This window comes from Streptomyces griseoflavus, from assembly GCF_014649995.1.
GTDB lineage: Bacteria > Actinomycetota > Actinomycetes > Streptomycetales > Streptomycetaceae > Streptomyces > Streptomyces griseoflavus.
On sequence record NZ_BMUC01000009.1, the window covers coordinates 285,518 to 306,354 of the forward strand.

Here is a 20,837-nt window from a genome sequence, read left to right on the forward strand (position 1 = left end):
CGCTCCCTCGATGGCCCCGACCGAAACGGTCGGGGCCATCGGTCGTTCTCGTTCCACCGAGGCCGACCCACGGGCCGAGGAGCGGTGGGGCACGTCGCAGGGGGCGTACCTGTACCTGGAGCGTCCCGTCGCCGCGGATCTGCTCGCCCTGCCGGACCGGCGCCGCACCTCCCTGGCGCGCTGCGAGAGGGAGGTCAGGGCTCCCGCCCGACTGGACCACGCCCATCGCACGTCCTGGCCGCTACGCCTTCCGCGCCAGCCCGGCGACGATGAGGCGCTCCCAGGCGCTGAGCTCGGGTTCCGCGCCGCCGGCGCTCCACGGGTCGGCGGCCTTGTCGGGACGCCACAGGGGCGCGGGAACGATCCCGGGGTCGAGGATCTCCAGGCCGTCCAGCAGGGAGGCGATCTCCTCGTCGGTGCGCCACCGGCCGCGGCCGAAGGTCTGCTGGAGGATCCGCTCCGCCGCCACGGTCTCCGGGTTGTCGCCGGAACGGAAGTGGCTGACGAAGAAGTGACTCCCGGACGGCACGCGGTCACGCCAGTGGCGGACGATCCCGGCCGGGTCCTCCTCGTCGTTGACGTGGTGGAGGACGGCGCTGAGGACGACGGCGACGGGCCGGTCGAAGTCGATCAGGTCCGTGGTGTCCGGGTGGGTGCGAACGCCCTCGGGGTCGCGTACGTCGGCCCGGACGACCCGGGTCCGGTCGTTCTGCTCCAGCAGCGCACAGCCGTGGACCAGTACCTGGGGGTCGTTGTCGACGTACACGATCCGTGACTCCGGGGCGTGCCGCTGCGCGACCTGGTGGACGTTGTCGGCGGTCGGCAGACCACTGCCCAGGTCGATGAACTGCCGCACGTCGGTGGTCGTCACGATCTCCGCGATCGCCCGCGTCAGGGCCGCGCGGTTGGCGAAGGCGATGGCCACCGAACCGGGGAGGTCCCGGAGGAACACGTCGCCGACCTCCCGGTCGACGGCGTAGTTGTCCTTGCCGCCGAGCAGGTAGTCGTAGACGCGGGCGATGCTGGGCCTGGTGGGGTCGATGGAGGGGCCTTCAACCGTCATGCGACCATCCTCCCTTGCCGCGCCGCCCGCCCACCGGCGTTCCGGAATCTGCGGGACGTCCTGCGCGAAGAAGGAGGTGAGCAGATCGAACCAGGCCTCCCCGCCTGAGGGGGCCACGAGTCCGCGGTCGATGGACGGTGTTACTTTCCGCGACATGACCGATCACGCCCTACGGCTGCTGCGGCAGGACCGCCGCCTGGCCGAACTGGCCGCCTTCGCCTTCGATTTCGACGTCGACCGGGCCGCCCACGGCCATGTCGAGCAGGTCCGCCTCGCCTCGGGCGGGCCGCTGGAGGCGGTGGCCGGGGACGATACCGGCGGTACGTACTTCGTGTGCGCGGACGGCTCGGTGCTCCACGCCGACTCGGAGGGCGCCGCGGGGATCATCGGCTCCAGTGTCGACGAGGCCCTGGAGCTCGTGATCGGCCTGCCCGGCTGGCGCGGTTGCACACAGCTGTCGCCGGATGACGGCGAGGAGAAGATCCTGGCGTGCGTCGCGGAGACCGAGGACGAGATCCGTGAGTGTTACGGAATCGACGAGGAGCGGGCCGAGCTCCGTGCGGCGTTGGGCTTCCCCGAACGCTCCCCGGTCGAGCTGGTGGGCCGACTGCGTGCCGCACTGCTGCGTACCGAGCCGGACTTCGTGCTGATCGACGCGGACGAGGGGTGCGCGTACGACCGGTTGGGCCCGGCCGGGCCTCCGCTGTGGGAGCCGGTACTCGCGGCGGGCCGCGCCGATCTCGCCCTCCTGCGCCAGGGTGATCACACGGCATGGCGTGAAGCCGCCGAGGACCCGGTCCGGCGCCGGGTCACCCTGCGGGCCGCGCAGTTCGACCGCGTCGAGGGCGACTTGGAGCTGCTGCGGCATCTGCTGCGGCACGAGACACGGTCGTCGATGACGGACGAACTGCGGCTCGCGGCCGTGCTGGTGGGGCTGCACGGGGACACCGGGGATCTGCCGCTGCTGCACGAGGTCCGGGAGACGGACTTCGACACGGCGTGCGGCCTGGGCGGTATGCCGGAACAGGGCGCGGGCGCCGACGAGTTGCGACAGTGGGCGCGGGAGCTCGACGAGTCGATGTTCGGGACGGACCCGGCGGACGAGCCGGTCTTCACCTGGACCGATCTGGCGCGGGACCAGGGGATGACGGACCTCGCGCGGGTGACGCTGATCCGCGAACTCGACGGCATCGTCATGGACCGGAGCAGACTCCGCCGCCCCGGGGCGCCCCACACCCTGGACACGGCTCCGCTGAGCGGGCTCGCCCGGGACTTCGAGAAACTCGGCGACCTTCCCCAGGCGCTGCGCGCCCAGCGCCTGTACGCCGCCCTCCAGGAGACGGCGTGGGACCGGGCCTCGGCCCGGCACACCCTCGCCCGCATGGAGCGTGAGGCGGGGGAGCTGCCGCAGGCGGTGGACAGCCTGGCCGCCGTGCGCGACGCCCTGGCCACCCCGGGCGACGACTCACTGCACTACTGGCGGCGGGTCAACCTCGGCCGCTTCATCGCCGAGGAGCACTACCGGCTCACCCTCGCCCTGGCCGACGCGGGCCGCCCCGAGGAGGCCCGTGCCCTCCTCACCGCCGCCGACGCCGTACTCGGCGAGCTCTCGGACAACGCCGCCAAGGGTGTCCGCGAGCTCGCCGGGCGGACCGCCGCCCGCGTGCGGGACGTCGGCTGAGGACAGGCAGGGCGGGCGGCCGGCCCGCCGGGAAGCAGGGGCTGCCGAAGCAGTCGCCGTTGACAGGCCGGGGCCGGGCAGACACGATCCGGCAGACGGAGCCGGCAGAGGGGACGGGACGGAACGTGGCGGCGGACGCGCTCGACTGGGAGGGCGACCCCATGTGCGTCACCTTCACCCGTGGCCTGGACCCCGCTGAGGTGTTCACCCGGTACGGCGCCGACCCGGACCGTTCCCGCCTGCTTGACGCGGACGCCGCGTCCGACCTGCCCACAGGGCAGTTCGCCGCAGGAGCGGTGTCGCTCCTGCGGGCCGGAAGGCTCGGCGACTGGACGTTCTGCGTCGAGGAGGACGGCGTCCTCGGCTCATGGCCCGAACTCCTCGCCGCCTTGTCCCGCGGCACCGAGACCTTCGGCGTCGTGTCCACCGAAGGGCTTGCCGTCTTCCAGCACTGGCGCGACGGCCAGTGCCTGGAGAACGTCGAAGCCGGCCCGGAACAACCCCGGCCCGAACACTCCGGCCCTTGGTGGGACAGGGTCGAGGAAGCTTTGGCCGAGCACGAGGGGCCCGGAGTCGCCTCCGTGGTCGCCCTCGTTCTGGACCACCTCGGTCTCACCCTGGACGACGCGACCCTGGCCGCCCCCTGGCCCACGTTGACCGTCACGGAGGACGATGTCCCGACCGCACCACGCGGTGACTCCTACGCGGGCGAGGGCCCGGTCCCGCCGGGCGCCATCGAGATCCTTTAGGTCCCCGGGTGACCCTCGCCGCCCCGTGCCCGTCAGGAGTCCGGGAACGGGTTGCGGCTTCCGCCACGGGCCGTTCCCTCCAGCACCGTGATGCCGGTGATCGGCGGCCGGCCGTACAGGGCGAGGATCTCGTCGACATCGACATCGACGCCGCGTCGTGACGATCGACGGCACCTCGCGGATCCCCCGGGTGGTCGATGCCGTCGCACGTGCGGACGCACCGAGGCCCCCTTCTGCCCGTACGGGCGTGGAAGGGGGCCTCGGTGCGCAGGGCGCCGGGAGGTTCAGCGGGCCGCGGTGGCGGCGGGGGCTTCGCCCCGGTCGGCGTCGGCGAGGGCCTCACCCTCGTCCAGGCCGACATCCTTCGTCTCCTTGCCGAGCAGCAGTGAGACCAGCGTCAGCAGTGCCATCGCGGAGAGGTAGACACCGACCAGCCACGGCGAGCCGTCACCGGCGTCCCACAGGGCGACCGCGATGAACGGGGCGACGGCGGCGCCGAGGATCGAGCTGACGTTGTAGGAGATCCCGGAGCCCGTGTAGCGCACGCTCGTCGGGAAGAGCTCCGGGAGCAGCGCGCCCATCGGGCCGAACGTCATGCCCATCAGCGTGAAGCCGAGCACCAGCCACAGCACCACGCCCAGCGTGCCCAGGCCGATCAGCGGCACCCAGACCAGTCCGAAGACCAGGATCCCGGCGGTGACCCAGATCAGGGTGGTGCGTCGGCCGTACTTGTCGGCGAGCGGACCGGAGACCAGGGTGAACACCGCGAAGAACAGCACACCGAAGATCATCATCAGGACGAAGGTGGTGTAGCTGTACCCCAGACCGGGCACGGCGGCGTCCTCGGCCGTACGGCCGTAGCTCAGCGAGAACGTGGTCATCAGGTAGAAGAGCACGTACGTCGCCAGCATGAAGAACGTGCCGAGGACCAGCTGCTTCCAGTGGCTGCGGAAGACGGTGGCCAGCGGCAGCTTCCGCACCAGCCCGGCCTCCCGGGTCTTGGCGAAGACCGGTGCCTCCACCAGACGCATCCGCACCCACAGCCCGATCGCGACCATCACGGCGGAGAACAGGAACGGGATGCGCCAGCCCCAGCTGAGGAACGCGTCCGAGGGCTGGGACGGGTCGGCGCCCGCCGCGGACGGCAGCAGCGCGCCGATGATCAGGAACAGCCCGTTGCCGATGATGAAGCCGAGCGGGGCGCCCAGTTGCGGGAACGTGCCGTAGAGGGCGCGCTTGTTCTTCGGGGCGTTCTCGGTGGCGACCAGGGCCGCGCCGCTCCACTCGCCGCCGAGCGCGAAGCCCTGGGCGAGGCGCATCAGCACCAGCAGCGCGGTGGCGATCCAGCCGGCCTGCGCGTAGGTGGGGAGCACGCCGATGAGGAACGTCGCGATGCCCATGGTGAGGAGCGAGGCGACCAGCGTGCCCTTGCGGCCGAGCCGGTCGCCGAGGTGCCCGAAGACCACGGCGCCGATGGGGCGGGCGACCATCGCGGCACCGAACACGGCGAAGGACGACAGCAGGGCCGTGGTCGGGTCGCTGTTCGGGAAGAAGAGCGTGGGGAAGACCAGGACGGCGGCGGTCGCGTAGATGTAGAAGTCGTAGAACTCGATCGTGGTGCCGATGAGGCTCGCGACGAGGACGCGGGACCGCGAGTTGACGGGTGCCGGGGCGGGGCTGGTGGTGGGTGCGGGCATTTCTCGGTCTTTCCCACGAGGGCGGAACAGGCGCCGACGTGGTGCATCGCCGACGGCCACCCGACAGCGGGCGCCTCCCTCGGGAGAAGACCGCATGTACGGTACAGGCAATCCGAGACTCTCAGACATCTCATTCATCAGTCGACGCGTATCAGGATGTGGGACGGGTCGAGACCTCCGGTCGGAGGACGCGGGGAACGCGGTGAACGCGGTGAACGCGGAGAACGGCCTGCGGCGCGGGACCGGGAGCTTTCTCCCGGTCCCGCGCCGCAGGCCGTTCGTCATGTCACCGGACCGGACCGGACCGGACTGAACCGGACCGGACCGTTGCGCCCTGCGCGACCGTGCCGGAGGGCCGGCTCAGTCGTCGCGCGCTTCGGCCTCCACCGGCTTCGGGATCAGGAAGGACGTCGCGAACGCGGCGGCCAGGACGACCACCCCGGCGATCATGCCGGCGGTGTAGTCGGCGGGCGACGTCGGATCGTCCGGCAGGGCCGCCGTCTTGACCGCGTACAGCAGCGCGAAGCTGAGACCGGCGCCCAGGTTGAACGCCCCCGCGTTGAGGCCCGGCAGGAACCCCGGGTTCTCCTTGGGGGACAGGACGATGCCGAGCCCGTTGAGCACGATGTTCGCCACGCCCGCGTAGGCGACGCCGACCAGGATCGAGGTCAGCAGCAGCATGGCGCGGGACTGGGCGCCGACCGTGAGGATCATCAGGAGCACGCCCGCGACCGCCCCGATCAGCCCCAGCCGCAGGACGCGGCCGTACCCGTGTGTGGCAGCGAGCCGGCCGGCGATCGGACCCATCGCGAGGCCCGCCAGCGCGTACGGCGTGAGGGTCCACCAAGCCGACTGCTCGGCACCCATGCCGAGCCCGGCGTTCCCGTCCTGGGCGAGTGCCGGGATCAGCCCGTTCATGACGGCGAACACGCCGGTCATGGTGAGCAGGGTGGTCAGCAGGGTCGCCCAGGTCGAGCGCTGCTTCAGGTGCCGGGTGGCGACCAGCGGGTGAGGGCTGCGGTCCTCGGTCCGCCAGAACAGGACGAAGGCGATCGTGCCGACGACGACGAGGACGGCGACGAGGAGCCAGTCGGCGCCGGCGAGCTTGCCCGCCTCGTTCAGTGCGGTGAGCAGTGTGCCGACGGACACGACGAGGAGGGCGACACCCGGCCAGTCCATCCGGTCCGCGGCGGGAGCCTTGGTCTCGGGGGTCAGGGTGGCGACCAGGGCGGCGGCGAGGACCGCCACGACGGCCATCGTCCAGAAGACCGACCGGAAGCCGTAGTTGTCGGCGAGGTAGCCCCCGGCGAGGGCGTCGACACCGGCGATGCCGCCGTTGACGGCGGTGATCACGCCCAGCAGGGTGCCGTACTTCTTCGGCTCGCTCACCTCCTGCCGCAGCATGATCAGGCAGAGGGGGACGACCGGGCCGGACACGCCCTGGATGATGCGGCCGACGAACAGCACGGGCACGCTCGGCGCCAGTGCGGCGACGACACAGCCGACGGCCATCAGGACGAGCATGCCGGTCAGCACCTTGCGCCGCCCGATGACGTCGCCCAGACGCGGCAGGAAGAGCGAGAACAGGGCCGCCGAGGTGAAGAACGCGGTCTGGGTGAGGCCGATCTCCGCCGAGCTGGCCCCGAAGCTCTCCTCGATGTTCCTCAGCGCGGGGCTGAGCATGCTCGCGTTGAGCTGGAAGGCGAAACAGGCGGCGAGCAGTGCCGCCATCAGCACGCCCACCCGGGTCGTGCGCCGGCCCGACGTCTCACCGGGCCGGCTGGAGGTGACGGGTGCGCTCATGCCTCGACGTCCCCGATGCGCTCGAGGGCGTCCACCACGAGGGCCCAGAACCGCTCGCGGTCGAGCTCGACCGCGACCTGGGTGTGGCAGTCGGCCGGGGCCGGGGCGCGGAAGTCCGTCACGGTCATGCCCAGGGTCAGGCCGCCGCTGAGCTCGACGTCCACGGGGGCCCTGCGCACCGTCATGACGGAGGGGTCGATCACGTACGCGACCGCGCAGGGGTCGTGCACGGGCGGGTGCTCGAAGCCCTGCGCCTCCTTGTAGGTGGCGCCGAAGAAGTCCAGCAGCTCGCCGACGAACCTGGCGGGGCCGGTGCCGACCGCGGCGATCTTCTCGGCGACCTCGGGTGTTGCCAGGGCCTGGTGCGTCAGGTCGAGACCGACCATGGTGACCGGCCAGCTCTCGTTGAAGACGATGTGGGCGGCCTCGGGGTCGATGATGATGTTGAACTCGGCGACCGCGCTCCAGTTGCCCTCGTGGTAGCCGCCGCCCATCAGGACGACCTCGCGGACCCGCTCCACGATGCGGGGCTCCTTGCGCGCGGCGAGCGCGATGTTGGTCAGCCCCGCCGTCGGTACGAGAGTGATCTCGCCGGGCGCGTGCGACATCACCGTGTCGATGATGAGGTCGACGGCGTGCCGGCGGTCCAGTTCGAGCGTCGGCTCGGGCAGCACCGGGCCGTCCAGACCGGTCTCGCCGTGGATGTCCGGTGCCGTCTCGATGGCCCGCACCAGCGGCCGCGGGCAGCCGGCGGCGAAGGGCACACCGGTGATGCCGGCGATGCGCGCCACGGAGAGGGCGTTGCGGGTCACCTTCTCCAGCGTCTGGTTGCCGACCACGGTCGTGACGGCGACCAGTTCGATGTCGGGGTTGCCGTGCGCCAGTAGCAGCGCGATGGCGTCGTCGTGCCCCGGGTCGCAGTCGAGGATTATTTTCTTGGCCATCGAAGAGCCCCTTGCTCTCGCGGAACGGTGTGGATCTCCGCAGCGCCGCAGAAGGGCTGCTACCGGAGGCACGCCGGCTCACCTGCCGGCGGTGGCGACGGCCGCCGTCACCCGGAAGTGCCCCGGCGACATGGGACGTCCGGCCGTCACGACGGCCGGAGCGGACACCGGGCACTTGCCTGATTGAGGCGGGAAATCGTTCTCCCGTAAACTTTCTCATAGCTTCGCGATTGTCAACGGCGAACGCCTCACAGTGCGACGCCGGTGGTTCGAGGGCGTGCAGTGATCAGGTGATAACGTTTGCCGACATGCTCTGGCTGGCCGGTCCCGTTGCGGTGCAACCGCAACGAGGGGCGCGGTGCAGCCGCTTCGACGAGGGGGGCGACGGTGACAGAGGTCACGCTCAAGGAAGTGGCTCGCGCGGCGGGCTGTTCGGTCGCCACGGTGTCCCGGGTCCTGGGCGGCACCCGTCCGGTCGGTCCCGAGATCGCCCTCCGGGTCAAGGAGGCGGCCGAGAGACTGGGCTACCGGCCCAACCAGGTGGCGCGCGCCCTGCGCAGCCGGTCCACCGGCACCATCGGTCTCGTCCTGCCGCAGATCACCAATCCCTTCTTCCCCTCCCTCGTACGAGAGGTGGAACACGCCCTGCACGCCGAGGGCCGCGCCCTGCTGCTCGCCGACTGCGACGACGACCCGGCGACCGAGGCGGCCCGGATCACCGCCCTGCTGGACCGGCAGGTCGACGCCCTGCTGGTCATCCCCGTCGACGAGACCCACAGCCGGGACGCGGTGACGGCGGCGGCCGCCCGCGTGCCGCTGGTCCTGCTGGACCGCGGATGCGGGACCGGCACCGCCGACCTGGTCGCCACCGACAACGCGTCCGGTATGGCCCTCGTCCTGGAACACCTGGCTGCCGTCGGCCGCCGCCGTGTCTGCTACGTGGGTGCGGGCGGACGCGACACGGCGGCGGTCGAGCGGCTCGCCGCGTACCGGGCGGGTGCCGGCGCCCTGGACCCGGAAGCGCCCGGCCGCGTCGAGCTCGGTGACTTCTCGTGGGAGTGGGGACGGGCCGCGGCCGACCGGATCCTGCCCTTCCGGCCGGACGCCGTCGTCTGCGCCAACGACCTCATCGCGATCGGCGTGCTGCAGCGCCTGCGGCAACTGGGCGTGGACGCGCCGGGCGAGATCGGTGTCACCGGGTTCGACGACGTTCCCATGGTGGGCCTCGTCGACCCCGCGCTGACCACCGTCCGCCAGCCCGTGCGCGAACTGGCCGCCGAGGCAGCACAGTTGCTCGCCGGTCGGCTGAACGGACAGCGGGACGCACCGCGACGGTCCGTCCGGCTCGCCCCCGAACTCGTCGTACGGGCCTCCAGCGCGCCGCCCCGCGCGGCCTCGGCCCGCCAAGCCGCCAGTACCCGTCCTCCGGAGGAAGACCAGTGATCGCCGTCGTCGGAAGCCTCAACCTCGATCTCGTGGTACGCGTACCCCAGCACCCGGTGCCGGGCGAGACGGTCCTCGGCGGTGACATCGCCCACCATCCGGGCGGCAAGGGGGCCAACCAGGCGGTCGCCGCCGCCCGGCTCGGCGGGAACGTCGCCTTCGTCGGCCGGGTCGGCGAGGACGACGCGGCCGGAGTCATGCTCGACGCCGTCGGGGAAGAGGGCGTGGACACCACGCACATCACCCGCACCCGCGACCTGGCGACCGGCCGCGCCCTGATCGCCGTCGACCCCGCGGGCGAGAACACCATCATCGTCAGCCCCGGAGCCAACCACCGTCTGGGCGCCGCCGACTGCGAGGCCGCCGCGAGCCTGCTGCAGAAGGCGGCCGTGACGGTCCTGCAACAGGAGGTCCCGGACGAGGCCAACCACGCCGCCGCACGGCTGTCCGGCGGCATCGTGCTGCACAACCCGGCCCCCGCCACGGTCGGCGCCGTCCCCCCGCCCCACGTCGACGTGCTGGTCCCCAACCGCACCGAACTCGCGGCGCTCACCCACTCACCCGTACCGGAGACGATCGACGACGTCGTCGTCGCGGCCCGGAGACTGACCGGGGCGGGCGCGGTGATCGTCACGCTCGGCGGCGACGGGGTGCTCCTCCTCGAAGGCACCGCACACCTGCACGTGCCGGCCTTCGCCGTCCGGCCCGTGGACACCACGGCCGCCGGTGATTCCTTCTGCGGTGCGCTCGCCGTCGCCCTCGCGGAGGGCCGCACCCTCGAGCAGTCCGCTCGCTGGGCCTGCGCCGCCGCGGCGATCAGCACCACACGAGCGGGCGCCCAGCCCTCACTCGCCCGCAGGGACGAGGTCGAGGCGTTCCTCACCGGGCAGAGCTGAACGACTACCGCCCCAAGCCCCGGCCGGGTGCTGAGGCGGGCCGCCGGCCCCCGCGCGGCGCCGGCCCCCGCGCGGCGCCTTCCCCCGCGCGGCGCCGGCCCTCACGCGGCGCGGGGCGCGCCGAGCAGGTGCCGCGGGTGGACGACGGAGCCCGTGGCCGCTCGCGGATATCGTGTGGCACCGCCCCCGCGTGTCGCCCTACACTCACCGGACGAGCGCCGCCCCGTCCCGGGGCCGCGCCTCCGTGACCAGTGGAGGGAGCCCGGCCGTGCGTGACCACGCCACCGTCGCCGCTCCCCGTTCCCGGTCCCGCCGGTCCGTGGTGATCCTGGTGTCCCGGGCCGCCCGGTGCCCGCTGCGCGCCCGGCACCGGATGTCCTGACGCACCGCTGCTCTCTTCTGCGCCCCCGTACACCGGGGGCGTCCGACGCCGTGCGCCGGGACCCATCGCGCCGCCCTTCTCCCGGATCCATCCGAAAGGCCACGGGCCATGCGCACCCCGCGGAACACCAACCCACTCGCCGCCGTCCGCAACCTCGGCATCCTCGCCCACGTCGACGCCGGCAAGACCACCGTCACCGAGCGGATCCTGTTCGCCACCGGCACCACGCACAAGCGCGGCGAGGTGCACGACGGCACCACCGTCACCGACTTCGACCCGCAGGAACGCGACCGGGGCATCACCATCTTCGCCGCGGCCGTCACCTGCGCCTGGGACGGCCACCGGATCAACCTCATCGACACCCCGGGCCACGTCGACTTCGCCGACGAGGTGGAGCGCGCGCTGCGCGTCCTGGACGGCGCGGTCGCCGTGTTCGACGCGGTCGCCGGTGTGGAGCCGCAGAGCGAGTCGGTGTGGCGGCAGGCGGACCGGCACGGTGTGCCGCGCATCGCGTTCGTCAACAAGATGGACCGGGCCGGCGCCGACCTCGACGCGGCCGTCGCCTCCATCCGGGAACGGCTGCACCCCGTACCCCTGGCCGTCCAGCTGCCCATCGGCGCGCAGGACACCTTCACCGGTGTCGTCGACCTGCTGCGCATGCGGGCCCTGACCTGGACGGACGCGGGGGAGGGGTGCGAGCCCGCACCGGTGCCGGACGAGCTGCGCGAGGAGGCGCACCGGCGGCGCCGGCTGCTGGAGGAGGCCGTCGCCGAGCTGCACCCGGGCGCCCTGGAGGAGTTCTGCGACAGAGGTTCGCTCAGCGCGGGCACGCTCGCGGCCACCCTGCGGGACCTGACCCGCGACGGTGCCGCCGTCGTCGTCCTGTGCGGCTCCGCCTACCGCAACCGCGGCATCGAACCGCTGCTCGACGCCGTACTCGCCTACCTGCCGTCGCCGCTGGACGTGCCGCCGGTCCGCGGCACCGCCGACGACGGCACCGAACAGCGGCGGGCCGCCGACCCGGCGGCACCGCTGGCCGCCCTCGCGTTCAAGGTGAACGCGACCGCCACCGGGCGGCTGACCTACCTGCGTCTGTACGCGGGCACGATCGAGAAGGGGGACACGGTGTGGGACGCCACCGCGCGCCGCTCCGAGCGGATCGGACGCATCCTGCGGGTCCGGGCCGACCGGCACGAGCACGCGGAGCGCGCCGTCGCCGGGGACATCGTCGCCGTGGTCGGACTGAAGTCCGCCCGCGCCGGCTCCACCCTGTGCGCGCCGGACGCCCCGCTGGTCCTGGAACCCCCGGGGGTCGCCGAACCCGTCGTCTCCGTGGCGGTCGAGGCGCTGAGGAGCACGGACACCGGGCGGCTGGCGTCGGCGCTGGCGAGGCTCGCCGAGGAGGACCCCTCGCTGGTGGCGCGCACCGATCCGGAGACGGGGCAGACGGTGCTGTCCGGCATGGGTGAGCTGCACCTGGAGGTCGCGGTGGAGAAGATCCGGCGTGAGCACGGGCTGGGCGTCACCGTGGGCCGGCCCCGGGTCGGTCACCGGGAGACGGTCGGCCGGGGCGTGTCCGCCTTCGTGTTCCGGCACGTCAAACAGGACGGCGGGGCGGGTCAGTTCGCCCATGTGGTGTTCGACGTCGAACCACTGGACAGCCCGGAGTCCGGGTTCGAGTTCCGCTCGGCGGTCGTCGGCGGGCGCGTGCCGCAGGAGTACGTCCGCGCCGTCGAGGCCGGCTGCCGGGACGCGCTCGCCGAAGGACCCCTCGGCGGGCACCCGGTGACCGGACTGAGGGTCACCCTCACCGACGGCTCGACCCATGTGAAGGACTCGTCCGACACCGCCTTCCGCACCGCGGGCCGGCTCGGACTGCGGGACGCCCTGCGGGCCTGCGCGATGGTCCTGCTGGAACCGGTCGTCGAGGTCACGGTCACCGTGCCCGAGGACGCGGTCGGCGGGGTGCTCGGTGATCTGGCCGCGCGCCGCGGCCGGGTGACGGGCTCCGTCACCCGGGCGGGTGCGACGGTCGTCACCGCTACCGTGCCGCTGGCCGAACTCTTCGGCTACGCGACGCGGTTGCGCAGCCGCACCCAGGGCCGCGGCACCTTCACCACCCGGCCCACCGGATTCGCGCCCGCGCCCGCGCGGTAGCGCGTCAACGGCGGCCCCTCCCGCGACGTGCGGGAGGGGCCGCCACCGCCGCCGTACGAGCACGCCCCGACCGTCGGCGTCGGTCGGGGGCGTGCCCCGGCGCCGGGGTCAGGGGTAGGACACCACCTTGGACGGCACGGTGGCGGTGCCCGAGGTCGGGTCTCCGGTGTCGTTGATGACGCACTCGTACTGCCCGTGGCCGCTCAGCGACACGACGAGCAGATGGTGGAAGCGCACGCCCGGACGCTCGGGGGCGGCGAACCCGTGGTGCTGGACGATGCCCGGGTTCACGTTGTAGTAGCAGTAACTGCCCATGCCCCAGCCCTCGTGTTCGGTGACCCGGTCACCGACCTTGTAGGCCGCGTAGCCCTTGACCGGGCCGTTCTGGATCGAGGCCTGGTCGGGGGCGTCGTACGCCTTCTCGTTCTGGAAGAAGATGGTGCGGCCCCGTTCGCCGAACCACTGCACGTCGTACTTGTTGAAGTGTTCGACGAACAGGCCCGTGGCCAGGACGTCGTGGCCGTTGACGACGACGCCGTAGTCGCAGCGGTTGGTGTCCCAGCCGACGCCGTCGCCGTGGTCGGCGCGCCAGACCCAGGTGTGGTCGATGACGGTGTGCCGGGCGTTGACGACCATGCTGGTGGTGGCCTTGCCGGGTCCGGCGCCGCCGATCCGGATGAAGACGTCCTGCACGGTGATGGGGTTCGCGGAGTGGTTGCGCGACGAGCCGTTCGGGCCGATCTCCAGCAGGGTGGGGGAGTTGACCGGACCGGCGTCGATCAGGAAGCCGGCCAGCCGCACGCCGTCGACGTCGGCGACCCGCAGCGCGGTGGCGCCGTTGTCGGGGATCAGGGTGGCGTAGCCGAGTCCCAGGACGACCGTGTTCGGCCGGTCCACGCGGAGGGGCTGGTCGACGCGGTAGATGCCCGGCGTGAGCAGCAGGTGCAGGCCCTGGTCGAGCGCCTGGTTGAGGGTGGCCGCCGAGTCGCCCGGCCGGGCCACGTAGAAGCGGTCCAGCGGCAGGGAGGTGCCGCGCGGGGTGCCGTTGCCCCAGGTGACACCGCGTGCGTTCCGTCGCAGGGCGGGGAGGAAGACGCGGTACCGGTCGCCGTCGAGGTACAGGAAGGGCTTCTCGCGGGAGATCGGGGTCGTGTCGAGCGTGGTGTAGGGCGGCTCGGGGAAGCTCTGGGCGGGCGCCCCCTCGACGCCGGAGAACACCATGTTCCACACGGCGTTGGTCCAGCCGCCGACCGCGCTGTCCCGGGTGTACCACTGCTGCTGCGAGTACGGCCCGACCGTGCCGTCGACGCGGCTGTCGGCGATGTAGCCGCCGCTCGCCCAGCCGTACCCGGACGGGGCCAGGTTGAGGCCGCCGCGTATGTGCATCCTGCGGAACGGCGCTGCCTGCGCCACCGCCCACCGGTTGGTGCCGTTGACCGGGACCACGGCCAGGTTCTCCGCCGAACGCCAGAAGTTCTGCGTGGCGTTGCCGTCGAACCAGCCGGCGTCGACGGTCACGTCGCCGTTGATGGTGGTGTCGTCGGGGGAGAGGCCGAGCCCGGAGATCGAGGTGTAGAAGCCGATCTGCGCGTTGAGCCCGTGGTACGTGCCGGGTTTGAACAGCAGTTGGTAGCGGCCGGTGCCGAACTGCGCCGACTCCTGCCGGGCGAACACCTCGTCGAGCCTGGCCTGGATGCCCGGCGTGGAGGGGTCGAAGACGATGACGTTCGGGCCGAGATCGCCACCGCCCCGCAGCCGGCGCGGTGTGCCGCGTCCGGCCGGGGGAGCGGCGGAGGCGGAGGCGGCCGAGGGCAGTCCGGCCAGCACGGGAGCGGCGGCCACGGCACCCAGCACGGTGCGGCGGCCGAGGGCGGACTGCGGCGGGGACGAGGGTGCGGAAGGGGAGTCGGGGGTCATGGGGCGGCTCTCCTGGTTCAGGAAGTGAACGGCGTGGGGTGGTGGGAGCGCTCTCTCGCCGCTGAATGGTTCATCCCCGCAACGAGTGAGTCAAGAGGTGCCGCAGGAGTTCGGCGAGTCCGTCCGAACCCTTGACGTGCCGCCTCGGGAGGGTTTAACTCACGTCCTAAATTAAGCCGTGAGGCAGTGTCCGGCGGTCCGAGTCCGTCCGCCCCGCCCTGTCCGTACGCACGTCCTCCCGGAAGGGACACCAGGAGTCATGCGCAGTATCCGAGCCGCGGCCACCGGCGCCGTCATGCTGTCTCTCGCCCTCGCCGCCTCGGCCTGCGGAGGCGGATCGAGCACGGGCGGCGGGTCCAACGACTCGCCGAAGGAGCTCACTTACTGGGCGTCCAACCAGGGCGCCAGTATCGAGATCGACAAGAAGGTCCTCCAGCCCGAACTCGACAAGTTCGAGAAGCAGACCGGCATCAAGGTCAAGCTGGAGGTCGTGCCCTGGTCCGACCTGCTCAACCGGATCCTCACCGCCACCACCTCCGGCCAGGGACCCGACGTGCTGAACATCGGCAATACCTGGTCCGCCTCGCTCCAGGCGACCGGCGCCCTGCTGCCGTGGGACGCGAAGACATTCGACGCGATCGGCGGCAAGGACCGCTTCGTCGACTCCGCGCTCGGCTCCACCGGCGCCGAGGGCCAGGACCCGGCCGCCGTTCCGCTGTACTCGATGGCGTACGCCCTCTACTACAACAAGCAGATGTTCGCCGACGCCGGCATCGACGGCCCGCCGGCCACCTGGGACGAACTGGTCGCCGCCGGGAAGAAACTCACCAAGGACGGCAAGTGGGGCATCGGCATGGAGGGTTCGAACCCCTCCGAGAACGTCCACCACGCCTTCGTCTTCGCCGAACAGCACGGTGCCGACTTCTTCACCGCCGACGGCAGGGCCGACTTCGCCAACGAGGGCGCGGTCACCGCGGTCAAGCAGTACGTCGACCTCATGGCCAAGGACAAGATCATCGCGCCGGGCAACGCCGAGTACGCCCAGAACCAGTCGGTGAGCGACTTCGCCAAGGGCAGGACCGGCATGCTGCTGTGGCAGTCGGCCTCGGCCAACCTCACCTCCCAGGGCATGAGCGAGGACGCCTACGGCATCGCCCCCGTGCCCGTACGGTCCGGCAGCCCCGGCCCGGGCAAGCAGGTCAACTCGATGGTCGCCGGCATCAACCTCGCCGTCTTCAAGAACACCGACAACCTCGACGGCGCCACCGAGTTCGTGAAGTTCATGACCAGTGACACCGAGCAGAAGATCCTCAACACGGCCTACGGCTCCATCCCGCCGGTCAAGGCCGCCCAGCAGGACACCGCCTTCAACTCCCCGGCGAACGCCGTCCTGAAGGACACCCTCGCCACGAGCGCCGCCGCCCTGCCGCAGGTCCCCGAAGAGTCGCAGTTCGAGACCGCCGTCGGCACGGCAGTCAAGAACCTGTTCGCCGACGCGGCCGCCGGACGCGAGGTGACCACCGCCTCGGTGAAGGCCGCGCTCACCAAGGCGCAGCAGCAGATGCCCACGAAGTGAGCCCCGACACCACCATGACTGCCACCGCTCCCGCGGCCCAGGCCGCCCCGCGGAAGAACACCCCCGGTGCGGCGGGCGGCCCCCGCCCCCGCACCGGGCGGATCCGCCGCATCGGACTGCCCTACCTGCTGCTCCTGCCCGCCCTGCTCCTCGAACTCCTCGTCCACCTCGTGCCGATGGTCATCGGCATCGTGATGAGCTTCAAGGAACTCACCCAGTTCCACATCCGCGACTGGGGCACCGCCCCCTGGGCCGGTCTCGACAACTACGCGGTGTCGGTGGACTTCGACGCCCCCGTGGGCCGCGCCCTCCTCCACTCCTTCGGCGTCACCCTCGCCTTCACCCTGCTGTCCGTCGGCCTGTGCTGGCTGATCGGCACGGCGGCGGCCGTCTTCATGCAGGACACCTTCCGCGGCCGCGGCCTGCTGCGCGCCCTGTTCCTGGTGCCGTACGCCCTGCCGGTCTACGCGGCCGTCATCACCTGGGTGTTCATGTTCCAGCACGACAACGGCCTGGTGAACCACGTCCTGCACGACCAGCTCGGCATCACCGACAAGCCGTCCTTCTGGCTGATCGGCGACAACAGCTTCATCGCCCTGCTGACGGTGTCGGTGTGGAAGGGCTGGCCGTTCGCCTTCCTCATCGTGATGGCCGGCCTGCAGAACATCCCGCGCGAGCTGTACGAAGCCGCGGCCCTCGACGGCGCCGGCATGCTCCAGCAGGTCCGCCGCATCACCCTGCCGTCCCTCCGCCCCGTCAACCAGGTGCTGGTCCTCGTCCTGTTCCTGTGGACGTTCAACGACTTCAACACCCCGTACGTCCTCTTCGGCAGGACCGCCCCCGAGGCCGCGGACCTCATCTCGGTCCACATCTACCAGGCGTCCTTCGTCACCTGGAACTTCGGCACCGGATCCGCCATGTCGGTGCTGCTCCTGCTGTTCCTGCTCGTCGTCACCGGCGTGTACCTCGCCCTCACCTCGCGCGGACGGAGGACCGCCCCATGAGCCCGCCCAGGTCCCCGATGGCCCCGCCCCGCTCCTTCCTGTGGTCCCGCCGGATCTTCCTCACCCTGCTCACCGGATTCGTGCTGCTCCCCGTCTACGTGATGGTCTCCAGCTCCCTGAAACCCCTCGCCGACGTCACCGGCGCCTTCCGCTGGCTGCCCACCGAGGTGACGTTCCGCCCGTACGTCGACATCTGGTCCACCGTCCCGCTCGGCCGCTACTTCGTGAACTCGCTGATCGTGGCGGGCGCCGCGACCGTCTGCTCCGTCGTCATCGCGGTGTTCTCCGCGTACGCCGTCAGCCGCTACGAGTTCCGCGGCAAGCGCGTCTTCACGGTGACCGTCCTGTCGACGCAGATGTTCCCGGGCATCCTCTTCCTCCTCCCGCTGTTCCTCATCTACGTCAACATCGGCAACGCCACCGGCATCGCCCTGTTCGGCTCCCGCGGCGGACTGATCCTGACCTACCTGACGTTCTCGCTGCCGTTCTCCATCTGGATGCTGATCGGCTACTTCGAGTCGATCCCGCGCGACCTGGACGAGGCGGCCACGGTGGACGGCTGCGGCCCGCTCGGCGCGCTGTTCCGGGTCGTCGTCCCGGCAGCGGTCCCCGGCATCGTCGCGGTCGCCGTCTACGCCTTCATGACCGCCTGGGGCGAAGTCCTCTTCGCGTCCGTGATGACGAACGACACCACCCGCACCCTGGCGGTCGGCCTCCAGGGCTACTCCACCCTCAACGACGTGTACTGGAACCAGATCATGGCCGCCTCCCTCGTGGTGAGCGTCCCCGTGGTCGCCGGATTCCTGCTCCTCCAGCGCTACCTCGTCGCCGGCCTGACCGCGGGCGCCGTCAAGTGACCCACCACCCCCCACCCGAGAGGACCTCCGTGACCATCGACTACGCCGCCCTCCCCGACGACTTCCTGTGGGGCACGGCCACCTCGGCCTACCAGATCGAGGGCGCCGTGACGGAGGACGGCCGCTCCCCGTCGATCTGGGACACCTTCTCGCACACCCCCGGCGCGATCGACAACGGCGACCACGGCGACACCGCCTGCGACCACTACCACCGCTGGCGCGACGACATCGGCCTCATGCGCCGCCTCGGCACCAACGCCTACCGCCTGTCCGTCGCCTGGCCGCGCGTCGTGCCCGGCGGCGACGGCCCGGTCAACGACAAGGGCCTGGACTTCTACGACCGCCTGATCGACGGCCTGCTCGAGGCGGGCATCACCCCGTCGGTCACCCTCTACCACTGGGACCTGCCGCAGACCCTCCAGGACCGCGGCGGCTGGCCCGAACGCGACACCGCCGAGCACTTCGCCGCGTACGCCTCCGTCGTCGCCGGACGCCTCGGGGACCGCGTGCACCACTGGGCGACCCTCAACGAGCCCCTCTGCTCCGCCTGGATCGGTCACCTGGAGGGCAGGATGGCCCCCGGCTGGACCGACCTCACGGCCGCCGTCCGCGCCTCCTACCACCTCCTGCTCGGCCACGGCCTGGCCACCCGCGCCATCCGCGCCGCGGCCCCGGACGCCCGCGTCGGCATCGTCAACAACCTCTCCACCATCCACGCCGCGAGCGACAGCCCCGAGGACCGGGCGGCCGCCGTCCGCATGGACGGCCACACCAACCGCTGGTGGCTCGACCCCGTCCACGGCCGGGGCTTCCCCGAGGACATGCGCGAGGTGTACGGCATCGAACTGCCGGAACGGCCCGGCGACGCGGCGACCATCGCCGCCCCGCTCGACTGGCTCGGCCTGAACTACTACTTCCCGCAGGTCGTCACCGCCGACCCGGACGGACCCGCCCCCCACGCCGCGCCCGTACGCCGCGACGGTGTGCCCCGCACCGGCATGGACTGGGAGATCGACGCGTCCGGCATCGAAACCCTGCTGCTGCGCCTCACCGACGAGTACGGCGCCCGCGAACTCCACGTCACCGAGAACGGCTCCGCCTTCCCGGACGTCGTCCGCCCCGACGGCACCGTCGACGACCCCGAACGCCGGGACTACCTCACCCGGCACCTGGCCGCCTGCGCCGCCGCCGCCCGCAAGGGCGCCCCGCTGGCCGGCTACTTCGCCTGGTCGCTCCTGGACAACTTCGAGTGGGCGTACGGCTACGACAAGCGCTTCGGTCTCGTCCACGTCGACTACGCCACCCAGACCCGCACGATCAAGGGCTCGGGGCACCACTACGCGGACCTCATCCGCGGCCACGGCCGACGGAACCGCCGGGCGGCCTGAACGGCCCGGAGGAGACCGGCCGGCGCGGGCGGACGGCCCGTGCCGACCGGTCGTCGACGAGCTCGACGCCGCATTCCATTCGGCAGCGCGGTTACGGCGCCGGGGCATTCCGGTGTGCCGTACGAAAGACATGAAGGAACGGCTCCTCGTCGTATGGGACGAGAAGCCGCTCCGGGTGGTGCGAGTGTCGGTCAGGCGTGGCGGTGCGAATGGCGGTTGCCGGTGAACAGACGGTAGAGGAGGAGAAGGATGACGGAGCCGACGATGGCGGCGACCCAGGTGGACAGGTCGAAGAAGCCGTCGATGGAGTCGACGCCGAAGATCACCTTGCCGAGCCAGCCGCCGAGGAGGCCGCCCGCGATGCCGATGAGCATCGTGATGATGACGCCGCCGGGGTCCTTGCCCGGCATCAGCGCCTTGGCGATGAAGCCCGCAAGCAGGCCGATGAGGATCCAAGCGATGATGCCCATAGAAACGTCTCCTGCCTCGTCGTATAAGGTTTCTGTTAGTTCAGCGTGTTTACCGTCGGGCCATTTTCAAACACCTCGCACCGTCATCTCTCGGACTGGAACCCGTTTTGTCCCGCCGAGGTCTGCGCCGTCAGGGATGAGAAGCCACTGGACAGCAGGCCCGCATCACTTCTGTACCCTGCTGAACTTCTCTACCCTGCCGATCGAACGACTCCGGGGACGGAGTCGAGCCCGCGATGCGACCGCGGAGAGGGGCTAACAGGTCATCTCATTTGGCGCGTTCGATAGCCTGTCGCCGTGGGGATCGTTGAGTGGCTGGTGCCGGATGAGCTGTGGGAGTTGTTCCAGCGGGTGGTGCCGGAGGTGCCGACCCGTCCGCAGGGCGGTGGTCGGCGCCGGCACGGAGACTGGGAAGTGCTGGCCGCGATCGTGTTCGCCGCGACGTCGAGCTGCACGTGGCGGCAACTGCCGTCTGCTTCGTTCGGGCCGTCGGGAGCCACGGCCCACCGCCGGTTCACGGAGTGGTCGAAGGCCAGAGTGTGGGCCAAGCTCCACCGCCTGGTTCTCGACGAGTTCGGCTCCCGCGGCGAACTGGACTGGTCGAGGTGCGCGATCGACTCGGTGAACATACGGGCCCTGAAAAGGGGGACCTGACAGGTCCGAATCCTGTCGACCGGGGCAAGTACGGCTCGAAGGTCCACTTGATATCCGACCGCACGGGTCTGCCCCTGTCCGTCGGCATCTCCGGTGCCAACGTCCACGACAGCCAGGCCCTTGTCCCGCTCGTGCAGGGCATACCGCCGATCCGCT

General features: G+C 71.4%; 15 protein-coding genes and 1 pseudogene. 10 read left to right on the forward strand and 6 right to left on the reverse strand.

From position 1 onward, the window contains the following. Positions 1 to 241: 241 nt before the first annotated feature. A complete protein-coding gene (locus IE172_RS20785) occupies positions 242 to 1,063 on the reverse strand; it encodes an SAM-dependent methyltransferase (protein ID WP_190098755.1) in 822 nt (273 codons plus the stop codon). 154 nt (positions 1,064 to 1,217) lie between these two features. Here IE172_RS20785 and IE172_RS20790 point away from each other — a divergent pair, with 154 nt between their 5' ends. Together IE172_RS20790 and IE172_RS20795 are read left to right on the forward strand one after the other, a co-directional pair. Continuing rightward, positions 1,218 to 2,744: a hypothetical protein gene (locus IE172_RS20790; RefSeq protein WP_190098756.1), complete on the forward strand. Its 1,527-nt coding sequence runs from the start codon at positions 1,218 to 1,220 to the stop codon at positions 2,742 to 2,744. Between the two features lie 125 nt (positions 2,745 to 2,869). Further along, positions 2,870 to 3,493: a DUF6461 domain-containing protein gene (locus IE172_RS20795; protein ID WP_306432799.1), complete on the forward strand. Its 624-nt coding sequence runs from the start codon at positions 2,870 to 2,872 to the stop codon at positions 3,491 to 3,493. 284 nt (positions 3,494 to 3,777) lie between these two features. Here IE172_RS20795 and IE172_RS20800 read toward each other — a convergent pair whose 3' ends face one another. The 3 genes from IE172_RS20800 to uriH form a co-directional block, all read right to left on the reverse strand. Then, the gene (locus IE172_RS20800) at positions 3,778 to 5,190 is read right to left on the reverse strand and encodes an MFS transporter (RefSeq protein ID WP_190098757.1); all 1,413 of its coding nucleotides are present in this window, start codon (positions 5,188 to 5,190) and stop codon (positions 3,778 to 3,780) included. 360 nt (positions 5,191 to 5,550) lie between these two features. Continuing rightward, entirely contained in the window at positions 5,551 to 6,993 is a 1,443-nt protein-coding gene (uriT, locus tag IE172_RS20805; RefSeq protein ID WP_190098758.1) for a uridine transporter UriT, read from the reverse strand. Beyond that, positions 6,990 to 7,937 carry a uridine-preferring nucleoside hydrolase UriH gene (gene uriH / locus IE172_RS20810; RefSeq protein ID WP_190098759.1) on the reverse strand — a complete coding sequence of 316 codons (948 nt, stop codon included), beginning with the start codon at positions 7,935 to 7,937 and terminating at the stop codon, positions 6,990 to 6,992. Before uriH ends, uriT begins: the two co-directional genes overlap by 4 nt. A 387-nt stretch (positions 7,938 to 8,324) precedes the next feature. On the opposite strand from uriH, the gene IE172_RS20815 reads away from it, so the two are divergent. From IE172_RS20815 to fusA, 3 genes are all read left to right on the forward strand, one after another. Further along, on the forward strand, positions 8,325 to 9,380 hold the full coding sequence (locus tag IE172_RS20815; protein WP_190098760.1) for a LacI family DNA-binding transcriptional regulator: 1,056 nt from the start codon (positions 8,325 to 8,327) through the stop codon (positions 9,378 to 9,380). Beyond that, positions 9,377 to 10,276, forward strand: a complete 900-nt coding sequence (rbsK, locus tag IE172_RS20820) for a ribokinase (protein ID WP_190098761.1) — start codon at positions 9,377 to 9,379, stop codon at positions 10,274 to 10,276. Before IE172_RS20815 ends, rbsK begins: the two co-directional genes overlap by 4 nt. A 490-nt stretch (positions 10,277 to 10,766) precedes the next feature. After that, positions 10,767 to 12,815, forward strand: coding sequence for an elongation factor G (gene fusA / locus IE172_RS20825; RefSeq protein WP_190098762.1), 2,049 nt, complete (start codon positions 10,767 to 10,769; stop codon positions 12,813 to 12,815). A gap of 108 nt (positions 12,816 to 12,923) precedes the next feature. Here the strand turns inward: fusA and IE172_RS20830 are convergent, their stop codons facing one another. Further along, the gene (locus IE172_RS20830; RefSeq protein ID WP_190098763.1) at positions 12,924 to 14,732 is read right to left on the reverse strand and encodes a pectate lyase-like domain-containing protein; all 1,809 of its coding nucleotides are present in this window, start codon (positions 14,730 to 14,732) and stop codon (positions 12,924 to 12,926) included. Positions 14,733 to 14,991: 259 nt separating this feature from the next. On the opposite strand from IE172_RS20830, the gene IE172_RS20835 reads away from it, so the two are divergent. From IE172_RS20835 to IE172_RS20850, 4 genes are read left to right on the forward strand one after another with little or no spacing between them, the layout of a single operon-like run. Next, positions 14,992 to 16,308, forward strand: a complete 1,317-nt coding sequence (locus tag IE172_RS20835) for an ABC transporter substrate-binding protein (protein ID WP_190098764.1) — start codon at positions 14,992 to 14,994, stop codon at positions 16,306 to 16,308. 14 nt (positions 16,309 to 16,322) lie between these two features. Continuing rightward, positions 16,323 to 17,312 carry a carbohydrate ABC transporter permease gene (locus IE172_RS20840; protein WP_190098765.1) on the forward strand — a complete coding sequence of 330 codons (990 nt, stop codon included), beginning with the start codon at positions 16,323 to 16,325 and terminating at the stop codon, positions 17,310 to 17,312. A 17-nt stretch (positions 17,313 to 17,329) separates the two neighbouring features. Next, positions 17,330 to 18,169, forward strand: coding sequence for a carbohydrate ABC transporter permease (locus IE172_RS20845; RefSeq protein ID WP_190098807.1), 840 nt, complete (start codon positions 17,330 to 17,332; stop codon positions 18,167 to 18,169). A gap of 29 nt (positions 18,170 to 18,198) precedes the next feature. After that, a complete protein-coding gene (locus IE172_RS20850) occupies positions 18,199 to 19,557 on the forward strand; it encodes a GH1 family beta-glucosidase (RefSeq protein WP_190098766.1) in 1,359 nt (452 codons plus the stop codon). A gap of 191 nt (positions 19,558 to 19,748) precedes the next feature. Here IE172_RS20850 and IE172_RS20855 read toward each other — a convergent pair whose 3' ends face one another. After that, a complete protein-coding gene (locus tag IE172_RS20855) occupies positions 19,749 to 20,027 on the reverse strand; it encodes a GlsB/YeaQ/YmgE family stress response membrane protein (RefSeq protein ID WP_190098767.1) in 279 nt (92 codons plus the stop codon). Positions 20,028 to 20,330: 303 nt separating this feature from the next. Between IE172_RS20855 and IE172_RS34615 the strand changes: the two are divergent. Then, positions 20,331 to 20,837 (forward strand): annotated as a pseudogene (locus IE172_RS34615) (IS5 family transposase); the annotation flags it as partial.